The 18,883-nt window shown below is 41.1% G+C and carries 18 protein-coding genes; 6 read left to right on the forward strand and 12 right to left on the reverse strand.

Annotation, left to right across the window (positions count from 1 at the left end):
* Positions 1-36 precede the first annotated feature (36 nt).
* A complete protein-coding gene (gene pepA / locus A9267_RS09440; RefSeq protein ID WP_055024285.1) occupies positions 37-1,545 on the reverse strand; it encodes a leucyl aminopeptidase in 1,509 nt (502 codons plus the stop codon).
* A 255-nt stretch (positions 1,546-1,800) separates the two neighbouring features.
* Here pepA and lptF point away from each other — a divergent pair, with 255 nt between their 5' ends.
* Together lptF and lptG are read left to right on the forward strand one after the other, a co-directional pair.
* Positions 1,801-2,913, forward strand: coding sequence for an LPS export ABC transporter permease LptF (lptF, locus tag A9267_RS09445; RefSeq protein ID WP_065108997.1), 1,113 nt, complete (start codon positions 1,801-1,803; stop codon positions 2,911-2,913).
* Positions 2,910-3,968 carry an LPS export ABC transporter permease LptG gene (gene lptG, locus A9267_RS09450; RefSeq protein ID WP_055024283.1) on the forward strand — a complete coding sequence of 353 codons (1,059 nt, stop codon included), beginning with the start codon at positions 2,910-2,912 and terminating at the stop codon, positions 3,966-3,968. Before lptF ends, lptG begins: the two co-directional genes overlap by 4 nt.
* 126 nt (positions 3,969-4,094) lie before the next feature.
* Here the strand turns inward: lptG and A9267_RS09455 are convergent, their stop codons facing one another.
* The 3 genes from A9267_RS09455 to A9267_RS09465 form a co-directional block, all read right to left on the reverse strand.
* Positions 4,095-5,210 carry a GGDEF domain-containing protein gene (locus A9267_RS09455; RefSeq protein ID WP_082972322.1) on the reverse strand — a complete coding sequence of 372 codons (1,116 nt, stop codon included), beginning with the start codon at positions 5,208-5,210 and terminating at the stop codon, positions 4,095-4,097.
* Positions 5,211-5,515: 305 nt separating this feature from the next.
* Positions 5,516-6,025, reverse strand: a complete 510-nt coding sequence (locus A9267_RS09460; protein WP_065108998.1) for an RDD family protein — start codon at positions 6,023-6,025, stop codon at positions 5,516-5,518.
* 15 nt (positions 6,026-6,040) lie between these two features.
* On the reverse strand, positions 6,041-6,307 hold the full coding sequence (locus A9267_RS09465) for a DUF2960 domain-containing protein (RefSeq protein WP_055024280.1): 267 nt from the start codon (positions 6,305-6,307) through the stop codon (positions 6,041-6,043).
* A 274-nt stretch (positions 6,308-6,581) separates the two neighbouring features.
* On the opposite strand from A9267_RS09465, the gene A9267_RS09470 reads away from it, so the two are divergent.
* Positions 6,582-7,160, forward strand: a complete 579-nt coding sequence (locus A9267_RS09470; RefSeq protein WP_065108999.1) for a DsrE family protein — start codon at positions 6,582-6,584, stop codon at positions 7,158-7,160.
* A 133-nt stretch (positions 7,161-7,293) separates the two neighbouring features.
* Here A9267_RS09470 and A9267_RS09475 read toward each other — a convergent pair whose 3' ends face one another.
* Together A9267_RS09475 and proB are read right to left on the reverse strand one after the other, a co-directional pair.
* On the reverse strand, positions 7,294-8,541 hold the full coding sequence (locus A9267_RS09475) for a glutamate-5-semialdehyde dehydrogenase (RefSeq protein WP_065109000.1): 1,248 nt from the start codon (positions 8,539-8,541) through the stop codon (positions 7,294-7,296).
* On the reverse strand, positions 8,538-9,644 hold the full coding sequence (gene proB, locus A9267_RS09480; protein ID WP_065109001.1) for a glutamate 5-kinase: 1,107 nt from the start codon (positions 9,642-9,644) through the stop codon (positions 8,538-8,540). Before proB ends, A9267_RS09475 begins: the two co-directional genes overlap by 4 nt.
* Positions 9,645-9,746: 102 nt before the next feature.
* Between proB and A9267_RS21775 the strand changes: the two genes are divergently transcribed.
* Entirely contained in the window at positions 9,747-9,914 is a 168-nt protein-coding gene (locus A9267_RS21775; protein WP_156669137.1) for a hypothetical protein, read from the forward strand.
* Positions 9,915-10,609: 695 nt separating this feature from the next.
* Positions 10,610-11,092, forward strand: a complete 483-nt coding sequence (locus tag A9267_RS09485; protein WP_055024276.1) for a MarR family winged helix-turn-helix transcriptional regulator — start codon at positions 10,610-10,612, stop codon at positions 11,090-11,092.
* Positions 11,093-11,207: 115 nt separating this feature from the next.
* Here the strand turns inward: A9267_RS09485 and A9267_RS09490 are convergent, their stop codons facing one another.
* The 4 genes from A9267_RS09490 to A9267_RS09505 form a co-directional block, all read right to left on the reverse strand.
* On the reverse strand, positions 11,208-11,978 hold the full coding sequence (locus A9267_RS09490) for a DUF2913 family protein (RefSeq protein ID WP_231919066.1): 771 nt from the start codon (positions 11,976-11,978) through the stop codon (positions 11,208-11,210).
* A gap of 160 nt (positions 11,979-12,138) precedes the next feature.
* Positions 12,139-12,774, reverse strand: a complete 636-nt coding sequence (locus A9267_RS09495; RefSeq protein ID WP_082972323.1) for a peroxiredoxin-like family protein — start codon at positions 12,772-12,774, stop codon at positions 12,139-12,141.
* A gap of 287 nt (positions 12,775-13,061) precedes the next feature.
* Positions 13,062-14,363: a DEAD/DEAH box helicase gene (locus A9267_RS09500; RefSeq protein WP_065109002.1), complete on the reverse strand. Its 1,302-nt coding sequence runs from the start codon at positions 14,361-14,363 to the stop codon at positions 13,062-13,064.
* A 218-nt stretch (positions 14,364-14,581) separates the two neighbouring features.
* A complete protein-coding gene (locus A9267_RS09505; RefSeq protein ID WP_065109003.1) occupies positions 14,582-16,369 on the reverse strand; it encodes an aminopeptidase P family protein in 1,788 nt (595 codons plus the stop codon).
* Between the two features lie 221 nt (positions 16,370-16,590).
* On the opposite strand from A9267_RS09505, the gene A9267_RS09510 reads away from it, so the two are divergent.
* Positions 16,591-17,805 (forward strand): M24 family metallopeptidase, encoded by a 1,215-nt coding sequence (locus A9267_RS09510; RefSeq protein WP_065109004.1) that lies wholly within the window; start codon positions 16,591-16,593, stop codon positions 17,803-17,805.
* A gap of 153 nt (positions 17,806-17,958) precedes the next feature.
* On the opposite strand, the gene A9267_RS09515 is transcribed toward A9267_RS09510, so the two are convergent.
* Positions 17,959-18,429, reverse strand: coding sequence for an FKBP-type peptidyl-prolyl cis-trans isomerase (locus A9267_RS09515; protein ID WP_055024272.1), 471 nt, complete (start codon positions 18,427-18,429; stop codon positions 17,959-17,961).
* A gap of 100 nt (positions 18,430-18,529) precedes the next feature.
* Positions 18,530-18,874, reverse strand: a complete 345-nt coding sequence (locus A9267_RS09520; protein WP_082972324.1) for a DUF1294 domain-containing protein — start codon at positions 18,872-18,874, stop codon at positions 18,530-18,532.
* Between the last annotated feature and the right edge of the window lie 9 nt (positions 18,875-18,883).

Here is an 18,883-nt window from a genome sequence, read left to right on the forward strand (position 1 = left end):
TTCATAAAACGCATTGTCTAACTTGGATAATAAGGCTTATTCGCCTTGATCAACACCAGCTCTGTTAATTAAGAACTGACTTAATAATGGCACAGGGCGACCCGTAGAACCTTTATTTGCGCCGCTGTTCCAAGCTGTACCAGCCACATCGATATGTGCCCAGTTATATTTCTTAGTGAAACGAGATAAGAAACATGCTGCAGTAATAGAACCTGCGGGACGACCGCCTAAGTTAGTCATGTCAGCAAATGGGCTCTCAAGCATTTCTTGATACTCATCCCAAATCGGCATACGCCATGCTCGGTCACCTGATTGCTCACCCGCATTTAATAGTTCGTGAGCTAACGGGTTATGTGAAGAGAATAAACCAGAGGCATGTTTACCTAAGGCAATCACACAAGCGCCAGTTAATGTTGCGGTATCGATAACCAATTCAGGGTCGTAACGTTCAACATAAGTCAGTACATCACAAAGCACTAAGCGTCCTTCTGCATCAGTATTTAATACTTCGACAGTTTGGCCTGACATAGTGGTTAAAATGTCACCTGGACGGTAAGCATCACCTGATGGCATGTTTTCACAGCCAGCAAGAATACCAATAACGTTTATAGGTAAATTCATTTCACATAAGGCTTTCATTGCGCCAATAACACCTGCTGCGCCGCCCATGTCATACTTCATCTCATCCATGCCATCACCTGGTTTTAATGAGATGCCGCCTGAGTCAAACGTCAGGCCTTTACCAATGAGGACAATTGGTTTTTCTGTTTCATCAACAGCGCCTTTGTACTCCATGATTGTCATAATGGATTCATTGGCACTGGCACGGCCAACTGCTAGGTATGAGTTCATGCCTAGCTTAGCCATTTGCTCTTCACCGACAGTCGTTACTGTCAGGTTTTGGTGAACTTCACCAATCTGACGTGCTTGAGATGCAAGGTAAGCAGGATTACAGATATTAGGTGGCATATTGGCAACGTCACGACATAAATCCATACCTGATGCGACAGCCATTCCATGATCGATTGCACGTTCACCAATCGTTAGTTCACGACGTGTCGGTACATTAAACACCATTTTACGTAATGGACGACGAGTTTCGCCTTTACGTGTTTTTAAGGTGTCAAAACTGTATAAGCTGTTATAAGTCGTCTCAACGGCTTGGCGAACTTTCCAGTACGTATCGCGACCTTTAACGTGCAATTCAGTCAAGAAGCAAACCGCTTCCATCGAACCTGTTTCGTTTAAAGTATTGATGGTTTTGGTGATGATTTGTTTGTATTGGCGTTCATCAAGTTCACGCTCTTTACCACAACCAACCAATAAAACGCGCTCACTTAGCACATTCGGAACATGATGTAATAACAACATCTGTCCTGGCTTGCCTTCTAAATCACCGCGTCGAAGTAGGTTACTGATGTAACCTTCACTGATTTTATCCAATTGCTCCGCGATACCAGATAAACGACGTGGTTCGTATACACCGACAACGATACAAGCTGAACGTTGCTTCTCGGGGCTGCCGCTCTTTACGCTAAACTCCATGAGCACTCCTAGATTATTAAAGACAAATTTTTATATTTATTAGATAATGTTTTAATTAGGCCTGTTAGGCCATATTTACAACCCTTTAAGGAAATAAATCCTTGGTAATTTTCTGCTATAGCTGCTAAATGAATTACACTAAAGGAAGCTCACGAGCTGGTCAGAAAACTATCAATAACTGCTAAAAGCAGACATTTTATAGTGAACTTACTCTGATACCAGCAAAAAGACAAGTTTAGACAGTGGATCCTACCTGTGATTGTATTTAGATACTTGATCGTTGAAGTTTTAAAAGCGCAATTTGCGATACTTTTGGTGCTATTAACTATTTTTATTAGCCAGCAATTTGTGCGTGTATTAGGGGATGCCTCAAATGGCGAATTTCCCGCCACATTAGTATTGACCTTATTAGGTCTAAATTTACCGCAATTGACGGTATTGGTGCTGCCATTAAGTTTTTTCTTGGGCATTTTACTTGCTCACGGGCGAATGTATGCCGAAAACGAAATGGTGGTGCTCCATGGCGTTGGGATCAGTGAGTGGTATGTCACTCGCGTTACCTTACTGATTGCCGTGGCCAATTTAATATTCACAGGTATTTTATCTGTGTATGTTGGCCCGTGGGCGGAAGAGAGGCAAAATCAAGTATTAGAGCAGGCCCAGTCAGAAGCAGGTCTTGCTGCGATTGTTCAAGGCCGTTTTCAGGCAAGTCCTAATGGTAGGGCGGTTCTTTTTGTAGAAAAAATATCTAAGTCCAATGAACTTGAAAAAGTATTTGTTGCGCAACTTCCCGATCCAGAAGACGAAGAAGGTCTAACTAATATTGTTGTTTCTGAGCAAGGTCGTGTGGTTGAAGACAGCTTTGGCAGTCAACAATTACAGCTAGATAATGGTATTCGTTATCAAGGTAGCGCTCAAAACCTCGACTATCAAATGATTGAGTTTGGTGGTTATCGGATGGAGATTAAAGAGCAAGAAGTGGATGAAAGGCGGCGTAAAATGTCTGCTCTGCCAGTGAGTGAGCTACTTGATACACCTGGGCCAGAGGCAGTTGCAGAGTTCCAGTGGCGATTAGCGTTACCACTAGCTATTCCACTGATGACGTTAATTGCTGTGCCATTAGCTCGTGTCAATGTAAGGCAAGGTAAGTTTGCTAAAATGTTCCCTGCTATTTTGCTCTATTTAGGCTATTTCGGATTAATGGTTGCAGGTCGAAAAGCCTTGGAAGATGAAGTTATACCACTTGCTTTAGGCATGTGGTGGATCCATGGGTCCGCATTAGTGATAGGATTATTTTTGTTAGGTAAGGAACGTCCAAGTGGCGCCAAATTACTGCAAAGCTTTAAGCGCAAGCAGGTGGCATCATGAAAATATTAGACCTCTACATTGCTCGCGTTATTATTAGTACATCTGCCTTATGTCTACTTATCTTGACAGGTTTGTCAGGAATTATTAAATGGGTTGATCAACTGCGAGTTGTGGGGCGTGGTGCTTATACCATGTTAGATGCAGTGATTTATGTGCTGTATTTAATTCCACGTGACATTGAGTTGTTTTTCCCTATCGCGGTATTACTGGGTGCGTTAATTGGTATGGGGATGCTCGCCTCTAATTCAGAATTAGTCGTGATGCAGGCTTCAGGCATGTCTCGGTTACAAATCACTGTTTCTGCGATGAAAACAGCTATTCCCCTCATGATTATTGTTATGGCATTAGGCGAGTGGGGCGCTCCAGTTGCTGAACGAAGTGCTAAAGAGCTACAAGCAACTAAGGTATCTGGTGGTAGTTTGATTAAGTCTCATCGTGGTGTATGGGCGAGAGACGGTGATTTATTTGTCAATATTGGCGAGGTAGAGTCCATTAACACCCTCAACAATATCACTTTTTATGAATTTGATGATGACCTTAAATTAAAAACCATGACCCAAGCGATGCGAGCGAATTTCGCTAATGGTGTTTGGCGATTAATGGATGTGAAAAATACGCACATCACAGAAGAAAAGATTACCCTAGAGTACCAAGAAGAAAGAGTGTGGAACTCAACACTCACCCCAGATAAGCTAAGTGTCGTATCGGTAAAACCTGAAGCCTTGAGTATTCAAGGACTCATTGGCTATTTGGACTACTTGAAAGTAAATCAACAAGATCCTAGTCGTTATGAATTAGCGCTTTGGCGTAAAATTATGCAACCAGTGACGGTCGCAGTGATGATTTTGGTTGCCTTATCTTTCGTATTTGGGCCTTTACGAACGGTAACAATGGGCGCACGAGTGTTATTAGGCGTGGTGGCTGGGTTTAGTTTTTATATCTGTAGCGAAATCTTTGGACCATTGAGTATTGTTTATGGTCTGCCAGCATACATCAGTGCTGGGATGCCGCCGTTATTATTTAGTTTAGGTGCGCTTTACTATATTCGTAAGTAACTCAATCGCGCCAAATACAAGCGGCATCTTATTTAAAAAATAGTCCTAAAAGCCAGCCGTTGCTGGCTTTTTTATTCCTGGAATATCAACAAAGAACGTTAATGATGGGAAGAGAAATGTAAATGGCTAGGCTATTTTGTCCACTTTGGGATAGACACTATCACGTCCTTCTTCTTTAGCTTGATATAAATGTTCATCGGCTTGAGATATTGCCGAGTCAACAGAATGATGGATATCAGCTTTACCTATACCGATGCTGACCGTTATCTCAATCGTTTTATCATCGAATGTTATAGGATTTTGTTGGATAGTTTTCCTGATTTTTTCTGCCACTTCAAATGCGTCATTAAACCCCGTGTGAGGCAATAAAATCAGAAATTCTTCACCACCCCAACGTGAAATCATATCTTGCTTACGTAAAGTGGCAGTAAAGGATTTTGCCAACTTAATAAGCACTTCATCACCACATTGATGACCGTATTTGTCGTTAATCTTTTTGAAAAAATCCACATCAATAAGCAGTATGCTCATATCATAATTATTTCTAACGACTCTGGCATACTCGTAATTAAGTTGCTCCATCATGGCGCGTCGATTAGGAATATCGGTTAAGTGATCCCGTAAAGCTTGTTGTTCAAATTTGGCGCTCAATTGCTTTACATGCTGAAATGATTGATGGCGAGAGTATTCGTAATAACCAGATAAGAAAGTCAGTGTAATTAATGAGTACAGCACACGGGTTTTAAACTCGTGTGTGTAACTCGCTTCAAGTAATTGATTGTCTGGGTAAAACATGATGATGCAGTAACACGTGATAAACACACTAGTATTGCGTAAACCACCTTTAAGCCCGCCAAAGAACATCATGACAGGAGGGACTAAAAAAACCCATAATGGCCCAGTGTTATTGGCCCCACCGCTATAAACTAAATACAGCATTAAGGCGAGCAAACTAAGCTGGATGAGTGTGGCGGAGGTTTCAAACCGATACTGTTTTAAAAACTTCCAGTGATTCAATAAAGATAAGAAAAAAAGAACGCAAGATAGCAGCAGAACAATGGCAAGTCGGTCGTTATTTTGAAAGTAAGCGTTGATACCTAAAATAAATGTAATCGAAAAGCCAACCATCCCGAACCAATTGATAATGAGAATTCTATGACGCTTTTCTGGATCGTCATAAAGCTCAGTACCTCGGTTAAGATAATTGACAAGCAATGTTTTAATCGCTGTTAAAAATTTCAACTGTTAATCAGCTTCCTTTTGAGAACTTAATATTCCTTTATTAAGATGTCACTTCACAGAGTCTCTTAGATTACTCAACACCTTGTCCCCTAAGATAGCGTAGTATTTAACCAACGCCAAGTTAGATTGAACTTGCTGTGCAGGAATTGTTGGTCAAATAGAGTATTTTCGACTTCTTTTGAGAGGACAACACCTGTCACAAAGGCTTTTTATCGGATAAGGCAGTAATTCCATTAAAAAAGCCAACTGAAAATTCAGTTGGCTTATGAAGATTAAGCAGGTTTTCTCGTTAGCTAATATTGCGGTTAAGCACCATGCCAGTTACGCATTTGATTAGCCTCAACCGATAGCACTACAACTTCGGAGCGTGTCATTTTATCTTGCAGGGCAAGCTTGTCAGGGTTAATTAAGATAAACAGGTTACTAATCCCTGCCAATGACCATACAACCCGAGCTACGGCTGTGATGAAACTTAAATTTTGTCCGTTAGGGTGCTGAACTTTCAAGCGCCACGCTCGCATGCCGAGAGTTTGGCCACCACGACTCCAAAATAGCGCATAAAAAGCCACAACACACATCACCAACCAAAGCTGGTAAATTCCTTGATAAAGCGGTGTTTGATTTAGTAGATCTGATACATGCTCGTGACCATTCATGCCGATAACACCTGTGCTGGTTAGGCCTAAAAATAAACCAAAGCCGACAGCCCCTGCCACCATATAAACGGCAACGGCTAATAGGCCGTCATAAATCATTGCACCGCAACGTCTCGTGAAGCTGGCTCGAGGAAAGTTTGCGTGTTCTGTGTTGATCATGTGATTTCCTATCGATTAGCTATTTGATGTTTCTTCGTCGTCTTCGCGCACAAACTTAATGCTTGAAAAGCCAAAGCGAGCAAACTCAGTTTTACGGAAATCCTTTTCGGCGCGAGCCCCTTTTTTAGAAGTGAGCGCTATTTGCTGTTCCATCGCTAAAAAGCGGCTTAAGTCGATACCTTCAGCTTCTGCAGCAGCTTCGTAAAGATCATGATGTTTGTCGTAACTGAATGCGATAGTTTTGGTTTGACCTTTAAAGGTATAAATGACTTGGCGAGCCATGGGAACTCCTGAAACAAATGCTGTAGGTATAAGGTTTATGGCTTATACAAAAATAGTGTATGACAAAGTAAGTTCACAATAACTACTGTCAACAGGCGCCATTATAACCAAACTGATCTGTGCAAGATAGTTTTGTTATTGCTCAGCTATACGCATACGCTTGGCAAATACCGACAGCTTATCTATTGCTTGTTAAATCAACATTAACTGATTAGAGTTTGAAAGGTTTATTACGCATCTTCATAAATCGTATTATCACAAGGAAGCAGATTAAATGGTTAACTATTATCAGCAGGTTTTCAATGTCAGCACAGTGCTATTTATTGGAGCGCTTATGCTGATGTCACCGTCAGCCATTGCAGGCAAAGAGGCTTTTAAATCCGGCGAGACCATAAAAGAATACGGTAAGATTGCGCCAGTGACGTCGAGCTTAGTGATCCCAAAAGGTATGGTATTTAAAGTGGCATTTGATATGAGCAAAGCGGCTAAGCCCGGCGAAGTTAATCGTAGCCTAAATACCTTAGCACGGTTTATTAATATGCATGTTGAGGCAGACGTTAAGCCACAAGATATTCAATTAGCTATGGTCGTTCATGGATCGTCGATAACTGATTTGGCTAATGATGTTTTTTACCAACAGGTTCATGGCAAAGATGTTAGTGAGGGAAATCCTAATAAAGAGTTAGTGCAGCAGCTGGTAAATCATGGCGTTAAAATTTATATTTGCGGCCAAAGCGCTGCTTATTATGGTTTAGAACACACGGCATTATTACCAGGTGTCGATATGGCTTTGTCGGCAATGACAGCTCATGCCGTATTAGCCCAAGAAGGTTATAGTCTTAACCCATTTTAGCCAAGATGTCTGGCTACCTTAATTTAGAAAATAAATAATAAAGCCCTCGAAAGGGCTTTATTTTTATCCAAAATACCGCTGATTTAACGACAAGGACGTCAATGTGATCACTATTTATTGACTGGTGATATTACTAATCTCGAACTTGACCATCACCTGAAACTAAAAATTTTTCAGCCGTTAACGATTCCAGTCCCATTGGACCATAGGCGTGTAATTTTGTCGTAGCAATACCGATTTCAGCGCCTAAGCCTAATTGGCTACCGTCAGAAAATCGCGATGAGGCATTCACCATCACGACTGAAGCATCAACACTGCGCTGAAATAACTCACCACGCTGCTTGTCTTCAGTGCAAATAACCTCGGTATGATTACTGCCAAACTGATGGATATGATCCAGTGCTCCGTTCAAACTATTGACAGTTTTAACCGCTATTTCAAGGTCGAGATATTCTGTACCAAATTGGTCATCTTGCAATAATTGAGCTTGGTTAAAAAATGGGAGGCTGGTTTGGCAGGCGTTAATCAAGACATTTTGCTCTGCCATATGTTTAGCAACTAACGGCATAAAGTCATTTAAAATGGCTTTATGAACGATTAATCCTTCTAGCGCATTACACACACCTGTTCTTTGTGTCTTACCGTTTAACAGTAATTTAATGGCTTTTTCGAAGTCCGCATATTTGTCTATATACAAATGGCAGACTCCTTTAAAGTGCTGAATCACAGGCACTTTACTGTTATCTGTGACAAAGTTAATTAACCCTTCACCGCCTCGAGGAATAATGACATCAATATATTCACGTTGTTGCATTAAATCCATTAATAAGGCTCTGTCAGCGTTGGGCACGACACTAATGAGTGCTTCAGGTAAATCAAATTTGACTAAGGTTTTTTGTAGTATTGAGGCAATGGCTTTGCTTGAATGCAATGCTTCTTTACCGCCACGTAAAATAATGGCATTGCCTGATTTAAAGCATAATGCGCCAGCATCAGCGGTGACATTGGGTCTTGCTTCATAGATCATGCAGACAACGCCAAGTGGGATGCGCATTTTACTGATCTTAATGCCATTAGGCTGCTCACCTAAGTCGCGGATTTTACCAACAGGATCCGGGAGTAGTGCTACCTCTTCTAGTCCTTTTGCCATTAGTTCAATTCGTTGTTCGTTTAATAGCAATCTGTCTTGCATGGCACTGGCTAAGTTATTTTGTTTTGCATTGTCCATATCCAGCTGATTCGCTTCGAGGATCGTGGTCACCGCATTGCGCAATTCTGCTGCCATAACGTTTAGAATATGGTTTTTAGTTTCGGTGTCTAAGTTAACTAAAGAGCGTGAGGCCTGGGAGGCCTGCTTTGCAATATCTGTAATTAATTTCATTCGTTCTCCAATACGGTTAAGTGCTCTTTCGAAATAATAGAATCGTTTTGCGCAAAATAGCTTTGGCTTGTATTCTCGTCATCCTGTTCTTGAGCGATATAATTAAGTAAACAGCTACTGTAATTGGTTTTAGCTTTAGCCACTTTGGTGCCATCATCGGTCGATACTAAGATGGTATCTCCTGCCGAAAACTGCCCCTTCACTTCAAGGATATTGCCACTTGTGAGCATATCTTCATCACTTGCAAAGTGGGTGGTTGTGGTGTCATTAATGATGACTTCACCACGCTCTTTGACAGTGTGCGTCATCCAATGAATCGCGGGAGAGAGTGGCTCGATATTGGCGAGGAAGTGGGTGCCAGGGTTTTTACCTGCCAGTAGTTGCTCAAAAGAGGCATTCTCAAATCCATTAATAATTAAGGTATCAATACCCTGTGCAGTGGCTTTTTCTGCCGCTTGGATTTTAGTTAGCATCCCTCCTGTGCCAGTTGCGCTTACCGCGCCTCCCGCCATTGCATATATCTTGGAGGTTATCTCATTCACTTGCTGAATAAGTTGGGCGTTGTCGTATTGATGTGGGTTTTTATCATAAAGGCCGTTAACGTCTGTGCACATGATAAGGGTATCAGCATCAATTGCCGCCGCTGCCATCGCTGCTAGGTTGTCGTTATCACCCACTTTAAGTTCTTCAGACGTCATGGTGTCATTTTCATTAATTACAGGCAGTACATTGTGCTCTAACAATGACTCAATGGTGTCTTTGATACTGACGTAGCGTTCTCTATTACATAAATCTGCATGAGTTAACAGGATTTGTGCTAATGGCATATCGAGTAACTTAGCCCATATTGCCATCATGTCATTTTGACCAGCCGCTGCCATGGCTTTCTTTAACGCTTTAGTTGGCGAATCAACATCAAACCATTGTCGCCCTGCAGCAACAGAGCCAGATGAAACAAGTATTACTTGTTGTCCTTGCTGGCGACAGTTTTGAATAAACTGAGCAATATTTTTAAGGTATTTAGCGCTACAGCCATCGTTTCCTGGTGCAATAAGGGCACTGCCAACTTTGACTACGATGCGGGTGTTGTGACGTAAAGACATAGTTCCTCTTGTGATGTGCTTTTGACAAGCTTTCGATTAACTAATTTAAATTTAAGGGTTATTTGTTGAGGTAGTAGATGGCTAAAGAAGAAAGCGACTTTTGTGGCTAGTGCACTGTTGGTGGCTAGTGCGTTAATGCTTAATTTAAGTCGTAAAAGAATGGCAAGCCGAATAACTGAAAAACTACCTTGTAGCATTGTTATGCAGAACCAGTTAATCAATACACTGATACTGATAAATGTGTTTTTGAATGAAGTGGAATATGAATAATATCGTTGGGATAAATTGAAAGTAGGGTCTGAAAGCTCGGCAACGAAAGCTGTAAAAACTAAGCTAAAGTAAAATTGTGGTGTGAACTTGAAACCAAACACAGCAAAAGAGCTGATAAATAACCCAACAGCAGTATTGGTTTTCTTAGAGCTAAAAAAATACTCATACAGCCTACTACACGCCTGTAAACAAGAGTGTATAGGTCTTTGGGCACAGCAAAGGCGATTCAGCTTGTTGTGTTTATGCTGAATGTGGGATTTGCTTGTACTGGGATAATTGATCGTATTGCCAGTTAACATCAATATCAAAAAATAATTTAATGCGAATGTTAAATACGAATTTTTCATCACTTTATATTATTATCGTTTGAGTACGATTTATATATTGTATACAAAGGGCTGAATATATAACTTGCGAGGATTAACCAAAAACAAACGAATTCCAGTGAATTTCTTGCTATTAGTCTAGATTTTGAGATTGAAAACAGTGACGACTTTAAAACGCGTGGTTGCAACATGTGTTTACTACTAATAATTAGAATACAAACTATTATGATACGGAGTTGTTAAATAAGATCAACCTATGTTGCATGAAAAGTTTACAGGTTCGTGCTTTATTAAGACTAAAGGCGGTATTTAGGATTGAGTACGCATTTGATAGAATTGAAATCATTAGTATTGAACTGAGTTTGTCTTATGAAAAAGTATGAAGAGTTACTCGTCTCTTTGCGGCAAGTGATTCGAGCCATTGATTTATATTCAAAAAAGCTGAGTAAAGAAACTGGATTGACTAGCCCACAATTATTAGTGCTCCAAGCAATTGCAGATCATGATAATGCGATGGTAAAAGAGGTCGCACTGACAATTAATCTCAGCTCTGCCACGATTACGAGTATTTTAGATAGATTAGAAAAACGTGAACTGGTGACGCGTACAAGGTCATTAACGGACAAGCGTAAAGTGGGGATTAGTTTAACGGAAAAAGGCAAAGACATCATAAAAGACTCGCCAACACCGCTACAAGAGCACTTTATTACCCGTTTTGAATCAATGGAAGAATGGGAACAGTCGCAAATGCTGGCCACTATGCAGCGTATTTCAAGTATGATGGATGCTGAAGATTTAGATGCATCACCTGTCTTAGAAGTGGGTCAGTTACATACCCACGAGCATCAATAAATCCAATCTCAATAGGGCGCTAAAAGTTAGTCTAAAGCGCCCATATCTTCATGGCTATTTCGTTGTCACTCATCGCTTTGTTTAGCGTTAAGGCGTTATCTTATTGAGGTGACGACTAAATAGAGACAAGTAAGCAAAGCTCACCTAATTGATTGTTTGGTGCAATTAAATAAGTTTTATGGTGCTTAATCATACTGGTTTTTTTATTTCCAGGGCTGACTAATAAGCCTTTATCTAACGCCTTTTGTGCAAAATGCTTTTCGTCACCTCGAACATAAATTGGCAATGCTCTAGTGAGTTTATCACCTTCAAAGTGCTGCGCTAGTTGATCTTCACATACCACCAAACTTGATTGACCATTTCCTGCAAGCTTTAGTTTAGTTTTAGGCTCATTTGAAAAAGCGCTATCTGCGATAACAAACCAGTCGTCCGTTTCCAGTTCTGCAAGTAACTCCTGTACTGCTTGATGTTGGGATATGGCAGGTTTTTCGACTTGGCGGTATTGAGTCGCAATAGCATCAAACAGCTGCGGAAGCATGGCGCCGGCGCCTTTGCTACGAGCTAACGTAATCCAGCCAGAAATATCATTGGCAACGATTTTAGGGAAACGTTTAACTTTATACATTTCCACTAACCAAGCACACAAGAAGTGGCTTTCTTGGGCGGATGTTCTTTTGGCTTTTTGTTTTGCTGCAGACTCTGCTAATGCGATTTGAGCGGCTTCTGCCACAGCTAAAATGGCTTGGTTATAGGTTTGGGTTTGCACTTTGTTTACACCGTTAGGTTGAATTGCCGTATCAGATAAATCGTTCAGTGATAGGGCGTTGTCATCAGACGAATAATATAAGATGTATTGTAGCAGAGGAGCTTGAATTGCTGCTACCAACTTGGCTTCAGCGATTAAATAATTGTTATGTCAAAGCCTTTTGATAAGGTGATACCGATTGTGATTAAAAGAAGAAAAAGCGGGTAAACCAGACTGATTAAAGAAGAGGGGAGTAGGCGACAACAATAAGTTATCGCCAAGGTTGACGCTAAGATTCAGATTACTGATTTTGCAGTAATTCTGCAGCAGTCAAAATTAACTCTGGCGCCGGACGGACTTTGTAGTTCGGATTAATATATTGAAAATGCACTAATCCAGTTTTATCTGCAACATAAACCGCAGGAACAGGGAGAACTAGGCGTTTGTCACCTTCAGGTGTCGTCCATAAGGTATTGTCCACATTAAGTTTAGCTTGATACATGCTGGTGACTTTTTCGCTAGTATAGAATGCAATACCAAATGCTTGTGATGCTGCCATTTTTTCATCTGAAAGCAACAAGTAATCTAATTCATTATCAGTCATTGATGCTTTTAATTTAGCGGGTGAGTCAGGTGAAATCCCCACTAATTGAAAGCCCATTTCAATTAGCTTCGGCTCAATCGCTTTTAGCTGACCCATTTGGATATTACAGAATGGACACCAGCCACCACGGTAGAAAAAGAAAATGGTTGGCTTTTGCGCTGTTAGCTCAGCTAAATCTACTTTGTTGCCTTTCACATCTTGTAAAACAACACTTGGGATCTGCTGACCATTCATTAATGGCATGACGTGGTATTCATCACTGGCTATTGGTTTAGCCAGCGAAGGCAAACTAAACAAGGTGATTGCTGCGGCTAACATAAGTTTTTTTAACATGCTGAAATCCATATTCAAATAAAAAGGGTTAGTCTTATTGAATGCCACACAAGGCATTACTTCATTGTTGTCTCAATTTAAAGTGTGCATAGCAGTGACTTTAGATTCACAATCTACTAGACCCGAACATAACAGTTTTTATTTCATGATATAGATTTAAAAGTGAATTTAAATTTACATCTTAGATGTGTAGCGATAAAAATGACCGCTATTGAACTTTGAGGGGCAATAAAAAAGGCGCTTGTAGCGCCTTAATTTAGATAAGCTTGTGATATTAAGTTAATGAACTATTTTAGTTTTTTATACTTAACTGTGCTGGTTGATTTACCAACAGTGACACGGCGTCCCTGCATGTTTCGCTCTGCAACAACTTGTGCACCCGCATTGTCAACTCGTTGCTGTTTTTTGGCAAAGCTACGACGTTTTTGAATTTGTTTTAGCAATAACTCTCTGCTGCCGACTTCGTAACCTGGCATGGTAATTCTGCGAATAGGCTGATCGATTAACTTTTCAATATCCGCAAGAGTTCGCTCTTCTTCACGGCTAACAAATGAAATTGCAGTGCCAGATTTACCCGCTCGACCTGTGCGACCAATACGGTGAACATAATCTTCAGCAAGGAAAGGTAAATCATAGTTAACAACATAACCTAGGTTTTGAATATCTAAACCACGGGCTGCCACTTCTGTTGCTACTAGCACACGAACTTTACCTTCAACAAATTCACGTAATGCACGGCGACGGCTGCCTTGGCCTTTTTCACCATGAACAACTGCAGATGGAATCCCATCTAAATTCAGTTCTTTAACCAATACATCGGCGGCATCACGTGTTGCGGTAAACACTAATACTTGTTGCCAATTCTTGGTACCGATGAGCTCTGATAATAACTCACGCTTACGGCGCTGCTCTACGGGGTAAACTACTTGGCTTACTGTTGCTGCTGTGGTGTTTTGCTTATCAGCGGTAATCACTTTTGGCTTATTAAGCATTTCATTGGCTAACTTTTTCACTGATGTTGAAAAAGTCGCTGAGAAGAGTAAGTTTTGACGTTGCTTATTAACGGCTTGCAGGATTTTTTGAATATCAGTGCTAAAGCCCATATCTAACATACGATCGGCTTCATCAAGTACTAAAAATTCCACGTTTGATAAACTTAAATTACAGGCTAATAAGTGTTCTAAAAGGCGACCAGGGGTGGCAACAATAATATCTGCGCCGCGCTTTAGTTTTTGCGCTTGGGTTGCCACTTTTACACCACCATAGATGGTCAGCACTTCAATGTTAATATTTTTACTGTAATCGGTGATGTTTTCAGCAACTTGTGCAGCAAGCTCACGTGTCGGCGTTAAAATAAGCGCGCGGGTGTTTGAGTGTTGCACTTCACGTGGGTTCTCAACCATTTTTTGTAGTAAAGGCAGTGCAAAAGCAGCTGTTTTACCTGTGCCTGTTTGCGCACTTGCAAGTACATCTTCACCACGGCGGATAGCTGGAATAGCTTGTTGCTGAACGGGTGTCATAGTTTTATAACCGCAATCAGCGATCGCACTTAATATTTCAGGGGCGAAGCTAAAAGATTCAAATTTCATCGGTATATATTCCTATCATTATCACGTCGTTCAACGGGTTATTTACAAGCTCAGTATAACTGCTATAAGAAGCGGCGGCGGAGTATAACAAATATAATTGATTAATTCTTAACTTAATCTAATGACATTTTGAAGAAACAGGCAAAAACACAAAAAAATACCAAGTTTTTGTTCAAAACTTGGTATTCAGTGGTCGTTAGCGTTGACTTATGGCGCCGTTATAACTCACTCGTCACTTGAGTAAGCCAAGTTAAATCTTCGCCCTGCATGAGTGGCGATAACGTGCTAAATACTTTGGCATGGTATTGATTGAACCAATTGATTTCGGCTTTAGTTAACAGTGATTTATCAATTAGGCGTTTATCCATCGGAATTAAGGTGAGTGCATCAAATTCCATCATGTCACGTTCAGCATTAACCAGTGTCGGTGAAGGGATAACTGCCACCAAGTTTTCAATTCGAATACCAAATTCATCAGCACGGTAATAACCTGGCTCATTAGAAAGCACCATTCCTGGTAATAATGCTACGCCATTAACATTTTTACCTATGCGTTGTGGGCCTTCATGAACACTTAAAAAATGTCCCACGCCATGACCTGTGCCATGATCATAATCAAACCCATGTTGCCATAAATACTGGCGAGCAAATCCATCAAGTTGTTGGCCTGATGTGCCTTTCGGGAACTTAGCTTGATCAAGAGCAATATGGCCTTTAAGCACTAAGGTGAACATTTTTTGTTGTTCAGCAGTGACATGACCAATTGCGATGGTGCGAGTGACATCAGTCGTACCGTCAATGTATTGAGCGCCAGAGTCAACAAGGTAAATGCTGTTCATGGTCATTTGGCTTGGCGTGCCATCAAGGTGATTGTAATGGCACATTGCGCCATTACCACCCGTTGCAGAAATGGTGTCAAAGCTAGGCTCACGGTAAAGTGGATCCGTTAAACGAAATGATTCAAGCTTATCAGCGAGCTGTGCTTCATCGTGCATCACATTAGCGGCAACTTCACGGTCAAGCCATGCAAGGAAACGACTAACGGCTACGCCATCTCTGACATGGCTTGCGCGCATTCCGTTTAGTTCTGCTGCATTTTTTTGTGCTTTTGGTAAAGCGACAGGGTCGCTACCTGCAACTAATACGGCACCCGCTTGTTGGGCCGTGAGTTGGCTCCACGCATTGGCAGTATTTGGGTCAGCTAATAGTTTTACACCGTTAAGTTGCGATAAAGAATCAGCTAGAAGTGACTCATCTTTGAAATCAACACCAGCGCCAACATGTTCAATGAATCCAGCTGGCATTTTGGCAATATCGGCAAATAAGGTCATATCACCATTGGTTGATAATAATGCACAGCCCAATGTGACAGGTAGACGTGGARCGTCATTGCCACGGATGTTAAGTAGCCAGCAGAAAGAATCTAACGCAGCAATCAATGCCATATCTGCGCCTTCTTTAGCGACTAGTGCACCAATCTGTTGACGTTTTTCAAGGCTATTTCGCCCGGCGCCTTCATGGCTAAATAGGGTAATAGGTTCACTAGGTAATACTGGGCGGTCATGCCAATGAATATCAATAGGGTTTTCTGCAACGCTGATGAGCTCAAGTCCCGCTTTGGTAAGTTTATGCTCAGCTTGTTGGTACCAAGCTAATGTATGCAGTCGAGTGTCGATTCCAACACGTTTACCTGAGCCTAATTGATCAATGAGCCATTCAACTTGCGGGGTATCGTATAAGCTTTCGTAACTAAATAGTTCGCCATTAACCTGTTGCTTAACTTGTACGGTATAGCGACCATCAACAAAAATTGCCGCAGAATCTTTTAAGACAATTGCCATCCCAGCAGATCCAGTAAATTCCGTTGCCCATAGTAGGCGCTCATTTCGCTCAGGGACATATTCTCCGAGGTATTCATCAGCTCTAGGAATAATAAACGCATCGAGATTATGTTTAGTTAGTTCTTCACGAATGGCCTGTAGGCGCTGATTAATAATGTCTGACATGATAACTCCGTTGGAGAGGGCTGATTGATTCAGTCTTATTGATGAAAGGCGATTATCGCAATTGCCTGAGGCGCTTTGCAAGTTAAAGACTATATTGGGCAAATGTTACATGGGCTATAAACCAGTAAATATTGATATGAATTTATATTGTATACATTTTCAAATTGCAGTTTACACTAAGACAGAAATCTCATCACCCTTAACTTTTTTTGGAGTCATTTATGACGATTGGAGTTGGTACTCAAACTCAAGAGCAAGCGCTGGCAAGTTTATCGGACATGACAGAGGATGTAGTTAGTATTGCACTTGTGGAATTTGAACAACGTATTGCTAAAGCGCAACAGTTAATGCAGCAGCAGGGCATCGAAGCCATTTATGTTAATGCTGGTACCAATTTATACTATTTTACTGGGACTAAATGGTACGCCAGTGAGCGCATGGTTGGAGCCATCATCCCAGCAACAGGTGACGTTGAATATATTGCACCTGCGTTTGAGCTAGATACTTTAGAAGGCTTCATGGCGATTAAAGGTAAGGTAAATACGTGGCATGAAGATGAAAGCCCTTACGCACTTTTTGCCAACACAGTCAGCCAGATGGGGATTTCCACCGGTAAAATAGGCATCGATGAGTCAACTGCATTTTTCATTTTTGATGGCATGCGATTAGCGAACTCTGAGCTTGAATATGTCAATGCTAAAAGTATTACTGCTGGCTGCCGGATGATTAAGTCAGCATCAGAGCTTGCTTTATTACAACGTGCCAAAGACATGACTTTGGCTGTTCATATTGCAGCAGCTAGCATATTACGTGAAGGGATCACGACTGCTGAAGTGGAGCTATTCATTCATGAAGCGCATAAAAAGGTAGGCGCCCCTGCTGGTTCTTATTTCTGTATTGTGTTGTTTGGTGAAGATACTGCTTATCCTCACGGGGTTAAGTCGCCTAAATCTCTTGATGTAAATGATACGGTACTTATTGATACTGGCTGTCAGCTACAAGGCTACAATTCTGATATCACTCGTACTTATGTTTTTGGTGAGCCTAATGATCGCCAACGCGAACTATGGCAACTAGAGCAACAAGCTCAGTTAGCTGCTTTTGAGGCTGCTCAAATTGGTAAAACCTGTGCGAGTGTCGATAAAGCCGCGCGTGAGGTTATTGTAAATGCGGGGTTTGGCCCTGGTTACGATGTACCAGGTTTACCTCATAGAACCGGTCATGGTGTTGGACTAGACATCCATGAGTGGCCTTATTTGGTATTAAATGATCATACTGAACTGACTGCTGGAATGTGCTTTAGTAATGAGCCTATGTTATGTGTGCCGGGAGAGTTTGGCGTGCGCCATGAGGACCATTTTTACATGACCGAAAAGGGAGCGGTTTGGTTCACTGAACCCGCTAAATCAATCGATGATCCTTTTGGCCTAGCGTAGATTTAGTTATCGTTTTGATTAAATCGACATCAGGAAGTAAACGTTGATATTTACCTAATGCTGAAAAACGCCCATTAGCAATGACTAATGGGCGTTTTGTTAAGTATTAGAGTGATAATTGAGTTAATACTTTGATTTAGTTGAACGCTTGATTTAGTTGATCGCGAGTAATTCAACTTCAAAAATTAACACTGAACCGCCTTCAATTTTACCTGCCGCGCGGTTACCGTAAGCCAAGGTGCTTGGCACAAAAAATTTAAATTTATCACCAACTGTCATTAGCTGAACACCTTCAGTCCAACCTGGAATTACACGATTAAGTGGGAAATCGATACTTTGACCACGCTCCACTGAGCTATCAAATACTGTGTCATCAATCAAAGTGCCATGATAATGCACAGTAACTGTGTCCGTTGCTTTAGGATGCTCAGTTCCTTCACCTTTATGCATGACTAAATATTGAAGCCCTGACAGTGTTGTTACAACCCCTTCTTTTTTCTGATTTTCTAGTAAGAACGCATCACCTTTTATAATGTTTTCTTGAGCTGCTTTTTTATTATTTGATTGAGTAAAAAAGTAAAAGATGAGTCCAGCGATGACGCAAATAGCCAATAAGACTTTCATAGTAAGTTCTCGTGTGTATTCTGGTGGATTGTCGTTTTACGCATGTTACTGATTGATAGTGCAGGGGTAAAGTCTCACGCTTGCTTAAGGTGACTTTGCGTTAATTTATGCCTATGTGTCTTAACTGCAAGTAACACATGCTTATAACTAATAAAATATTTAAAACAATCATCACCCAATAAATCCACTTAAAGGGCGTTTTTTGCGTTTTATGGCGGAAATATTGTTGCGCAAGAACGCCCGCTGGCCAGGCGCCAATGAAGGCTAAAATATATAAGGTACGCTCTTTCACTCGCCATGTTTGCTTACTGGCAGCACGTTTATCATGCCAAGTCACAGCGGCACAAATCAGGTTTATGAACAGCACGTAATAACCTAAATAGCTAGATAGGCTAAAGCTTGCAATGATGAGTGCTAGGCAAGATATCAATCCAAATAGTTTCATTGGTGCTCG

This window comes from Shewanella sp. UCD-FRSSP16_17 (assembly GCF_001675935.1).
In the GTDB taxonomy this organism is placed as follows: domain Bacteria; phylum Pseudomonadota; class Gammaproteobacteria; order Enterobacterales; family Shewanellaceae; genus Shewanella; species Shewanella japonica.